The organism is uncultured Aggregatibacter sp., assembly GCF_938046485.1.
Lineage (GTDB): Bacteria > Pseudomonadota > Gammaproteobacteria > Enterobacterales > Pasteurellaceae > Aggregatibacter.
In genome coordinates this window covers 96,830-107,828 of sequence record NZ_CALIWN010000031.1, presented here as the reverse complement: position 1 = coordinate 107,828, position 10,999 = coordinate 96,830, and the positions used below count along the sequence as shown (strand labels likewise).

Here is a 10,999-nt window from a genome sequence, read left to right as displayed (position 1 = left end):
GATGGAACCTGTCGCGCCAAGAATCACGACCTTTTGTTTTTTTTGCATAAAATCTCGACCGCACTTTGTCAATTTTTCGGACGGGATGAAAGCCTCATCCGCCCATATAAGAAAAGACGCAGTAAGGCACTGCGTCTGATGTTAACCTGTTCTTATGATTAGAAATCGAGTAATTCTTTTTCTTTTTCCGCTAACACTTCATCAACTTTTTTGATGAATTTATCGGTAATTTGTTGAATCTCGGTTTCAGCTTTGTGCTGATCGTTTTCACTGATTTCTTTGTCTTTTAGCAAAGCTTTGATTTTATCGTTCGCGTCACGGCGTACGTTACGAATCGCTACCTTACCTTGCTCGCCTTCTGATTTCACAATTTTAATCAAATCACGGCGACGTTCTTCTGTTAATGGTGGAAGTGGCACGCGAATCGTTGTACCGGCAGAAGATGGGTTCAAGCCTAAGTCAGAGGTTAAAATGGCTTTTTCTACCGCTTGAATCAATGAACGATCAAACACAGTTACCGCTAAAGTACGGGCATCTTCTGCTACCACGTTGGCTAATTGACGTAATGGTGTCGCAGAGCCGTAATAATCCACTTGAATGGCATCCAACAAACTTGGTTGCGCACGGCCGGTACGAATTTTTGCAATATGGCCTTTTAACGCTTCAAGGCTTTTTTCCATGCGGTCTTGCGCATCTTTTTTAATGTCGTTAATCACGATAATTCCTTCTCTATTAAATAAATCAAACCGTTAAACTAGTCTTTTGCACAAATGAGTGTGCCTTCTTGCTCGCCGGTAATCACGCGACGTAGCGCGCCCGGTTTACCCATATTGAACACGCGGATCGGCATACCGTGGTCACGAGCCAGTGTGAAAGCCGCTAAATCCATCACTTGTAATTCTTTATCAATCACTTCAGCGTAAGTAAGGTGCGGATAAAGCATGGCATTTGGATTTTTTGCCGGATCGCAATCATATACACCATCCACTTTCGTTGCTTTTAACACAACATCCGCTTCAATTTCGATACCGCGTAAGCACGCAGCTGAATCCGTGGTAAAAAACGGACTGCCTGTACCGCCGGAGAAAATCACAACGCGTTTTTCACGCAACATTTTGATCGCTTCAGACCAGTTGTAAGTGTCACAAATGCCGTTTAATTGAAATGCTGACATTAATTTTGCATTCACATCCGCACGGAAAAGCGAATCACGCATTGCCAAACCGTTCATGACGGTAGCAAGCATCCCCATATGGTCACCGACCACACGGTTCATCCCTGCTTTAGCCAATTTAGCGCCGCGGAATAAGTTTCCACCGCCTAAGACGACACCCACTTCCACACCCATTTCAACCAGTTCTTTGATTTCTAGCGCCACTCTATCAAGAATAGACGCATCAATGCCGAAACCTTCGTCGCCTTGTAAGGCTTCTCCGCTGAGTTTTAACAAAATTCTTTTATAAATAGGTAGGCTCATCTTTTTTCCTTTTGTATTAGCAAAAAATCGGCTTATTTTACTGGATCTTCCCTGTTCTGTGAAGTGAACGACCCAAAATCACCTAAAAAACAACCGCACTTTTGCCCCCATAAAATCTTGTGAAACAAAGTGCGGTCATAAAAATGCGCGTTTCTCGTTATGTGAAACTCCACAGTAACAAGGCCAATAGCTGCGGCGAAATGATCCGCAAGAACATCGCCAGCGGATACACCGTGGCATAAGATAACGCTGCGGCACCGCTGTCTTCTTTAATCGCATTCGCGAACGCTAATGCCGGAGGATCAGTCATGGCGCCGGCAAGCACGCCGCACAAAGAAAGGTAGTTCAATTTACTGTATAAACGGGCGATAACCGCAGTCATGAGTAATGGCGCTAACGTAATAATGATGCCGTAACCCATCCATTCCAACCCGCTACCGTTTAATAAGGTGTCCATAAAACTGCCGCCGGATTTCAACCCAACGACGGCCAAGAACAAGACAATCCCCAACTCGCGTAATGCCAAGTTAGCACTTGGCGGCATAAACCAATATAGCTTACCAATCGTCCCAATACGCGCCAAAATCAGGGCAATCACTAATGGCCCGCCGGCTAAGCCCAATTTTAACGCCACCGGAAAACCGGGAATATAAAAAGGAATAGAGCCGAAAAGCACACCCAAGCCAATGCCGATAAATACTGGTAGCATTTGGACTTGTTGTAATTTTTGTGCCGCATTGCCGATCACCGAAATGGCATTGTTCATCACATCGGTGCGCCCGACCATGTGTAATACGTCACCGAACTGCAAAGTCGTATTGGCGGTCGGCACCAATTCCACACCGGCACGGTTTAAACGGGAAATCACGACACCGTATTTTTGGTGGATACCAAGGGATTTGATTTTTTTCCCTAAGACTTTCTCGCTGGTCACTACCACCCGCTCGGAGCGAATATCGCCACCGGCGGTCGTCATTTTAACGGAAAGCTCATCGCCAATAATTAATCGCATTTTTTGTAAGGCTTCATTTTCCCCTACCAAATGCAATACGTCATCTAAATGAATTTCCGTATCCGCTTTCGGGACACACATACTGTCCCCGCGCTTTAAACGGGAGCAAACCACATCGCCGGCGCCAAATCCCGGCACGGCAATTAAACGCAAACCATCCAAATTTTTATTTGTGACTTTAATGTCCATTGTGGTCAAGGTTTCTTTGTCTTGTCCACTTTCACGTTGAAAATGTTGTTCTTCTTCATCAATTTTTACATGGAAACACAAACGCACTAACCACATAGTCAGCAAAATGCCGCAAATACCGAAAGGGTACGCCATGGCATATGCCATCCCCATGGTTGCCGTGGTGCTGTTGACCCCAAGTTCCGACAAAATTTGCTGCCCAGCGCCAAGAGAAGGCGTGTTAGTCACCGCACCGGAGTAAATTCCCAAAATAATGTCTAAAGGCACGTTGGCTAATTTGTGGATACAAACCACAGTCAGCCCACCCAGCAAGACAATCAAAAATGCAAAACCGTTCAGTTTTAATCCAGAACGGCGCAACGAGGAAAAAAATCCGGGACCGACTTGAATCCCGATGGTATAAACAAACAGGATCAAGCCGAATTCTTGCACGAAATGTAATGTGTGCGTATCCAATGCCAATCCATATTGATTGGTAAAATGCGCCACAATAATGCCGCCGAATAACACGCCGCCTACCCCAAAACCGACGCCTCTGATCTTCCAATGGCCTATCCATAAACCGATCACGGCAACCAAAGCGAGTAGGCTAATGGTAATCGCAATATCGCTCATAACGACCTCAACTTAATATTAACTAAAAAGGATTATAGCAAGTCAGTTTTAGGGTTGCTGAGAAAAAGCTAAAAAATGTCGCCTCAATCACATTTTTCCTTGCCTAATAAGAAAATCTTTTTAAAATGAACCGCACTTTCATTTCGATAAATTAAAATACTATGGCCAAAAAATCCCCTCCTCAAGATCCGAATTATGCAAAAGAATTAGCCAAATATGACAACCCCATTCCCAGTCGGGAATTTATTTTGCAGATTATCCGCACGCATAATGCGCCCATGACGAAAGAAGAAATTTTTGTTGCGCTGGGCATCACTGACGAGACACGACAAGAAGCTATGCGCCGTCGTTTACGCGCCATGGAAAATGACGGTCAGTTGGTGTTCACCAAACGCAAATGTTATGCCTTACCGGAAAAACTGGATTTGCTTAAAGGCATGGTGATTGGACATCGAGAAGGCTTCGGTTTTTTACAAGTCGAAGGAAAAAAAGAAGACTTTTTCATTCCCAACGTGCAAATGCAGAAAGTCATGCACGGCGATTATGTGTTGGCGCAACCTAACGGATTTGACCGCAAAGGTCGTCCGGAAGTGCGCATTGTGCGCGTATTAGAAGCCAATAAAAAGCAAATTGTCGGTCGCTTTTTTATCGAACAAGGCATTGGCTATGTGATGCCGGACGACAGCCGTATTACCCGCGATATTTTAATCCCCGATAACGCCCGCCTTGGTGCACGTATGGGGCAAGTCGTAGTGGTGGAACTCCATCCGCGCACAGCGCCGTTTTTCCAACCTATCGGCAAAATCACAGAAGTGCTCGGTGACAATATGGCGAAGGGCATGGAAGTGGAAATTGCCATTCGTAAGCATGATATTCCCCACAGTTTCCCAAGTGCGGTGGAAAAACAACTTAAAAAATGGGCTGAAGACGTGCCTGAAGAGGCTAAACGTGGTCGTGTAGATTTGCGTAACTTGCCGTTAGTGACCATTGATGGCGAAGATGCACGCGATTTTGACGATGCGGTATTTTGCCAAAAACAAGGCAAAGGCTGGAAACTTTGGGTGGCCATTGCCGATGTGAGCTATTACGTTCGACCGAAAAGCGCATTGGACACGGAGGCCTATAATCGAGGCAATTCCGTCTATTTCCCAAATCGCGTCGTGCCGATGTTGCCGGAAAAACTCTCCAATGGTTTATGTTCGTTAAATCCGCAAGTGGATCGCTTATGCATGGTGTGTGAAATGACGATCTCTGCCAAAGGCAAAATGACAGACTATCAATTTTACGAAGCAGTGATGAATTCCCACGCCCGTTTAACCTATAACAAAGTGGCAAAAATATTGGAAAAAGACACCGCACTTTGTGAACGTTATGCGTCCTTAGTCCCTCACTTACAAGACCTGCATGAAATGTATCAGGCGTTGGTAAAAGCTCGCCAACAGCGCGGCGCCATCGAATTTGAAACCATTGAAAGCAAATTTATTTTCAATGCCTTAGGTCGCATTGAGCGGATTGAGCCGGTCGTGCGTAATGATGCCCATAAAATCATTGAAGAATGTATGATTTTGGCAAATATTGCGTCTGCCAACTTCATGGAGAAACATCAAGAACCGGCGCTGTACCGTATTCATGCTGTACCAAGTGAAGAAAAACTCACGGCATTCCGCAGTTTCTTGGCAGAATGTGGCTTGAGCCTATCCGGTGGTAATAAACCGACACCGATGGATTACGCACAGTTACTTGAACAGATTAAACAACGCCCTGATCACGAATTAATTCAAACCATGTTGTTACGTTCCATGAGCCAAGCGGTTTACAGCGCCGACAACATCGGTCACTTCGGGTTGGCGCTAGAAGAATATGCTCATTTCACCTCGCCGATTCGCCGTTATCCCGATTTGACATTACATCGAGGCATCAAATATTTATTGGCGAAACAAAAGGGTTCTAAACGTAAAACTACCGACACCGGCGGATATCATTATCCACTTGAGGAAATGGATCTCTTTGGCGCACATTGTTCCTCCACAGAACGCCGTGCCGACGATGCCACCCGTGAAGTCGCCGATTGGCTAAAATGCGAATATATGCAAGATCATGTAGGCGAAGAATTTTATGGTGTCATTTCTTCCGTGACCGGTTTCGGCGTCTTTGTTCGTTTGAATGATCTGTTTATCGATGGCTTAGTGCATATTTCCGGTTTGGCGAATGACTACTACTTATTCGATATGCCGAAACAACGCCTTATTGGTGAAAATAGCGGCATGATTTTCCGACTCGGTGATGCGGTGAAAGTGCGCGTAGAAGCGGTGAGTTTAGAGCAAAAACAGATTGATTTTTCTTTAATTTCAAGTGAACGCAAGCCAAGACGTAGTGGTAAAACGGCACGAACCAAAGCAAAGAAAGCGGAAGTTAAAGCGCCCAAGAAAACAACAAACAAAAAGGCAAAAATAAACAAAAGTGCGGTCAAAAAAAGTCACGTTTCTAAAATGAACCCCAAAGCCGCCAAAACGAAAAAGGTAAAGAAAAAACATGAGTGAAACAATTTATGGCATCCACGCAGTCAAAGCGTTTGTCTCTAATCACCCGGAACGTTTAATTGAAGTATTAGCATTAAAAGGCAGAGATGATCAACGCTTACAGCCTTTGATTAATGAAATTCAACGACTTGGCATTTCCGTTCAATTTTTAAATCGTCAAACCTTGGATAAAAAAGCAGAAGGCGAAGTACATCAAGGCATTATTGCGCGAGTGCACTCATTACCGGAATTAAATGAGCATGATTTGGATCGTTTACTCGAGACACGCAACGCGCCTTTATTATTGGTTTTAGATGGCGTCACCGATCCACATAACCTTGGTGCTTGTTTGCGAACGGCAGATGCAGCGGGCGTAAGTGCGGTGATTGTACCGAAAGATAAATCTGCGCAACTCAATTCTACTGCGCGAAAAGTCGCCTGTGGCGCAGCAGAAAATGTCCCGCTTATTCGAGTGACTAACCTTGTCCGTACCCTGCGTGATCTACAAGAGCGACACAATGTATGGGTGGTTGGAACCGCCGGTGAAGCCACTGAAACCCTCTATCAAACCAAGCTCACCGGTACCTTGGCGCTAGTCATGGGAGCAGAAGGCGAAGGCATGCGCCGCTTAACCCGAGAACATTGCGATCAACTTATTAGCATTCCAATGGCCGGCTCGGTTTCATCTCTCAATGTATCCGTTGCGACCGGTGTTTGTTTGTTTGAAATCGTCCGCCAACGGTTAGTAGTGCGAACAAGCGGAAGAGATTAATCGCCTCAATTTTGAGTTAGTCTTCCCAGTATCGAGGCGTTTCATGCCGACTAAGCGCCTGTCAAGGTAAAGCGCGAAAAGTGTGGTCATTTTGACGGGCGTTTTTCAGATTGTCTCAGCAACGTTTCGTAGCGTTCATCTGTTAAGGTTTTCAAAAAGGCTTCAAGGTCGTCTAGTTGTTCATCGCTTAACGCTGGCGCCTTAAGATCGTCCTGATTCATTGTCGCAGCATATTCCGGTGCGTCCCAAGGTTGCTGGGTTTCAGGGTTGAGTTTACGTGCCGGGTTGTTGAAATGATCGAAATATTCCAACACGGTGCGCAAATGTTTAAACACGCCGTTGTGCATATACGGTGCGGTGACGGCAATGTTGCGCAGGGTCGGCACTTTGAATTTGCCTTTTTGGCGTTGATCGCCTTTGACCATTGGGTTATCCAACAAGCCGTTATCGATAAAATCCTGGCTGAGCTGATTATGCGCGATTAAACGCTGATTTTTCGGTACACCCATGTTGTAGTAGCGATAGTTGGTGAAGGTTTCCTCTTTGTGTTCGGCATGCTGCGCTTGGTGGCAGTTGCTGCAGTTGGTTTTGGTGTTATCAAAGAATAACTGCTGACCGCGCTTTTCTTGCGCAGTCATCGCATATTTGCCCTGCAACGATTTGTCGTATTTGCTATCAAAAGGGTGTAATAAGCGTTTTTCTTTTTGGAATACGGCAAGAGCATCTTCCATCGCAGCATAAACGCTATCTACGCTGTCCCACGTGGCTTCGCCATAATGTTGGGTTAAGAGCATGAAATACATCGGTGTATTGTAGATCCGTTTAGCCACAGAAAGTTTGTCCGGCATCCCCATTTCCACCGGATTGATTGGGGGGCCACCGGCTTGTTCGGCGACGTTCTTGGCACGCCCGTCCCAGAATTGACCGCCTACATAATCTTGAATTTTTTCATCATAATGAAATTCGGGCGCGTAGCTGGCATAAAGCATGGTTGGTGCATTGCGTGTGCCGAACAGTTTTGGATCATCGCCTTGGGAGACCATTTTGTCTGCACTGTTTTCCCGTAAGTCAACAAAAGCGGTATCCGGGCTGTGACAACTGGAGCAGCTTTGATTACCATGAAAAGAAAGGTTATTGTCAAAAAATAAAATTTGTCCCAATAGGGCTTTATCAATTCCGCCTTTCGGCATTTCACGAGCTTCTTTTTCTAAGGCAAGGGTTGAAAGAGGTAGCCAGACGGCAAATAGCGTGGTCAATAAACGGTTCATGGTGTTTCCTTGTAAAGTGATGCTATTTAGGATACCGCTTTTCGACTTTTTCCGTCTTCCCATTTTAAGGTATGACCTTTGACCTGAATCATATAAAACAAATTTTTTTAAAAAAGCCCTTTATCTTTTTAGCGAATAGTTTACTATTTTGATAGGTTTTTTTGTTATTAACACACTATGGGGGAAATTAGAATGTCTTTTGCCGATAAGAAATTAAGTGAAATTGCGATTTCGATTCCGGGATCTACCGCACTTTTACGTGAATACGATTTAGATTTTTGTTGTGGTGGTGCGGATACCTTGGGTGCTGCGGTTGCTGAGAAAAATTTAAATTTAGCGGAAATCGAAGCACGTTTAACCGAACTACAAGAGAGTAAACAGCAAGACGATGAGCAACGTTGGTTGACTGCACCTTATGCCGAGATCATCGATCATATTATTCATCGTTATCATGAGCGTCATCGTGCTCAGCTACAAGAGCTTATTGTACTGGCTGAACGCGTAGAATCTGTACATGGCGATCGTGATGATTGCCCAGTCGGTGTGGCAGCTGAATTACACAATGTTTATGCCGATTTAAGCAGCCATATGATGAAAGAAGAGCAAATTTTATTTCCAATGATCAAAATGGGCAATTACGCCATGGCAAGAATGCCGATTCAGGTGATGGAACATGAACACGCCGAACATGGCGAACATTTAGAGGTGCTAAAAGCCTTGACCAATAACTTAACGCCACCGGCAGATGCTTGCAATACTTGGCGCGCACTCTATAGCGGCATTAAAGAATTTATGGATGATTTAATGATGCACATTCATACAGAAAATAATATTCTGTTTCCACGTGTGATTGAAGAAGGCAGCCGATAAGCGCAAACTCAAAAATTCAACATTAATAAGCCATTAATACAGTATTAATGGCTTTTTTATTGTTCCTTGACTTGGCGTAAAATACGTCAGAAATCGACCGCACTTTTTCCTTTTCCTTGTTTCCCTTTTCCCAAAAAAGAAAAAACCGCTATCCAATTTCTGAATAGCGGGGAGGTCTTAAATATAAGAAAACGTTAAAAGACGACTGCATTTGCAGCGCACTAGCATTTGTTAAGACTGAACATCTGAAAAATAGTTCAACGAAAAGCGAAAATTTCTTTACTTTTTTCAATAGCGACCAAAAAGAAAAATGACAGAAGTTGAATCCTCTGTCGTTTTTGATTGAGAGTGCTAATTCTCAGCCAGAAAATCCACGATTTGCTGTTCAATGCCTGCAGCATCCAATTTTAAATCAGTGAGCGTTTCTGCTTGCGATCCTTGAGGGATAAAGAAATCCGGTAAACCTAATTGCAATAATTTCACCTGGTGTTGTTGCTGATTCAATACTTCCGCCACCGCACTTCCGGCGCCGCCTTGAATCGCATTTTCTTCTAATGTCACAATAAGTTCATGGCTGTTGGCAATCTCGTTAATACGGGCGACATCCAACGGTTTCACAAACCGCATATCAATCACGGTTGCATCCAGTTTTTCTGCGGCAACTAAGGCATTTGGTAAAAGCGTACCAAAATTTAAAATGGCTATTTTTCTACCTTCACGAACACGCTTTGATTTTCCCAATTCCAATGGTTGTAAAGGTTCTAAGGTGACACCCATGGCATTTCCGCGTGGATAACGCACGGCAGCAGGTTTGCCACAATGATAGCCGGTATAAAGCATTTGGCGGCATTCATTTTCATCGCTTGGTGTCATGATGATAAGATTTGGAATACAGCGCATGAAACTGATATCAAATGCACCTTGGTGAGTTTGACCATCGGCACCGACAATGCCTGCACGGTCAATAGCAAAGAGAACCGGCAGATCTTGAATGGCGACATCATGAATGAGTTGGTCATAAGCACGTTGCAAGAAAGTTGAATAAATAGCAACCACAGGCTTGTAGCCACCAATTGCCAAACCGGCTGCAAAGGTTACCGCGTGTTGTTCAGCAATCGCCACATCAAAATACTGTTGCGGGAAACGTTGAGAAAATTCCACCATGCCGGAACCTTCGCGCATTGCTGGGGTGATACCGATAAGTTTCGGATCTTGTTCTGCCATCTCACATAACCAATCGCCGAAAATTTTGGAATAGGTTGGGGTGGCATTGGATTTTGGTAACTGACCGCTTAAATGGTCGAATTTTGGCACGCCATGGAAACCGATAGGATCTTTTTCTGCCGGGGTATAGCCTTTGCCTTTCTTGGTTTTTATGTGGAGTAATTGAGGGCCTTTTAGATCGCGCATATTGCTCAATGTGGCGATTAATTCATCAATATTGTGTCCGTCGATAGGGCCGATATAGTTGAAACCCAATTCTTCGAATAAGGTACTTTCCGGTGAGAACATCACGCCTTTCATGTGCTCTTCGGTTTTTTTCATAAAGTTTTTCACCGTCGGCACTTTATCGAGAATTTTTTTGCTACCGTCGCGCACGGTAGAATAGAACGAACCGGAGAAAATTCGGGCAAGATGGTTGTTTAACGCACCGACATTTTCCGAAATAGACATTTCGTTATCATTTAAAATCACCAACATATTGGTGTGCAACGCGCCGGCGTGATTTAATGCCTCAAATGCCATACCTGCCGTAATGGCGCCGTCACCGATGACACAAACCGTTTGCCTTCCGGCATTTTCCCGTTCTGCGGCAATGGCAATACCTAATCCCGCGCTGATCGAGGTGGAAGAGTGTCCTACGCTTAACACGTCAAATTCGCTTTCACCACGCCAAGGGAAGGGATGTAACCCGCCTTTTTGTCGAATAGTCGACATTTGGTCACGACGACCTGTTAAGATTTTATGCGGATAGGCTTGATGGCCCACATCCCAAATTAACTGATCGAAAGGCGTTTTAAAGACATAATGCAGCGCAACGGTAAGTTCCACCGTGCCTAAACCGGACGCTAAATGTCCGCTACTTTGGCTCACCGATTCCAGCAAATATTCGCGTAGCTCTCGACACACTTGAGGGAGTTGTTCTTTGTTTAACAAGCGTAAATCTTCAGGCGAATTAATCAATGATAAAAGGGGGTAGTTTTGCATAAGGGTTAATCAATCCAACGTTAAAATTTATCTATCACTACGTTAAAAACAGGTCTAATTTCCACCGCA

Annotated in this window: 8 protein-coding genes; 3 read left to right on the top strand and 5 right to left on the bottom strand. The window is 44.5% G+C overall.

The window, feature by feature from the left end; all coding sequences use genetic code 11:
• Window positions 1–158: 158 nt before the first annotated feature.
• From frr to Q0203_RS04165, 3 genes are all read right to left on the bottom strand, one after another.
• On the bottom strand, window positions 159–716 hold the full coding sequence (frr, locus tag Q0203_RS04175; RefSeq protein ID WP_006716863.1) for a ribosome recycling factor: 558 nt from the start codon (window positions 714–716) through the stop codon (window positions 159–161).
• Window positions 717–754: 38 nt separating this feature from the next.
• Complete coding sequence (gene pyrH / locus Q0203_RS04170) at window positions 755–1,477, bottom strand: UMP kinase (protein ID WP_021615685.1); 723 nt, start codon at window positions 1,475–1,477, stop codon at window positions 755–757.
• Window positions 1,478–1,634: 157 nt separating this feature from the next.
• The gene (locus tag Q0203_RS04165) at window positions 1,635–3,293 is read right to left on the bottom strand and encodes a putative transporter (RefSeq protein ID WP_297929770.1); all 1,659 of its coding nucleotides are present in this window, start codon (window positions 3,291–3,293) and stop codon (window positions 1,635–1,637) included.
• A 161-nt stretch (window positions 3,294–3,454) separates the two neighbouring features.
• Here Q0203_RS04165 and rnr point away from each other — a divergent pair, with 161 nt between their 5' ends.
• Both rnr and rlmB read left to right on the top strand, forming a co-directional pair.
• Window positions 3,455–5,833 carry a ribonuclease R gene (gene rnr / locus Q0203_RS04160; RefSeq protein ID WP_297929768.1) on the top strand — a complete coding sequence of 793 codons (2,379 nt, stop codon included), beginning with the start codon at window positions 3,455–3,457 and terminating at the stop codon, window positions 5,831–5,833.
• The gene (rlmB, locus tag Q0203_RS04155) at window positions 5,826–6,584 is read left to right on the top strand and encodes a 23S rRNA (guanosine(2251)-2'-O)-methyltransferase RlmB (protein ID WP_297929766.1); all 759 of its coding nucleotides are present in this window, start codon (window positions 5,826–5,828) and stop codon (window positions 6,582–6,584) included. The genes rnr and rlmB overlap by 8 nt, the downstream gene beginning before the upstream one ends.
• 86 nt (window positions 6,585–6,670) lie before the next feature.
• On the opposite strand, the gene Q0203_RS04150 is transcribed toward rlmB, so the two are convergent.
• A complete protein-coding gene (locus tag Q0203_RS04150; RefSeq protein ID WP_297929765.1) occupies window positions 6,671–7,852 on the bottom strand; it encodes a cytochrome c peroxidase in 1,182 nt (393 codons plus the stop codon).
• Window positions 7,853–8,044: 192 nt separating this feature from the next.
• Between Q0203_RS04150 and ytfE the strand changes: the two genes are divergently transcribed.
• Window positions 8,045–8,722 carry an iron-sulfur cluster repair protein YtfE gene (ytfE, locus tag Q0203_RS04145; protein WP_209363092.1) on the top strand — a complete coding sequence of 226 codons (678 nt, stop codon included), beginning with the start codon at window positions 8,045–8,047 and terminating at the stop codon, window positions 8,720–8,722.
• 351 nt (window positions 8,723–9,073) lie between these two features.
• Here the strand turns inward: ytfE and dxs are convergent, their stop codons facing one another.
• Window positions 9,074–10,930, bottom strand: a complete 1,857-nt coding sequence (dxs, locus tag Q0203_RS04140) for a 1-deoxy-D-xylulose-5-phosphate synthase (RefSeq protein WP_297929763.1) — start codon at window positions 10,928–10,930, stop codon at window positions 9,074–9,076.
• Window positions 10,931–10,999 lie beyond the last annotated feature (69 nt).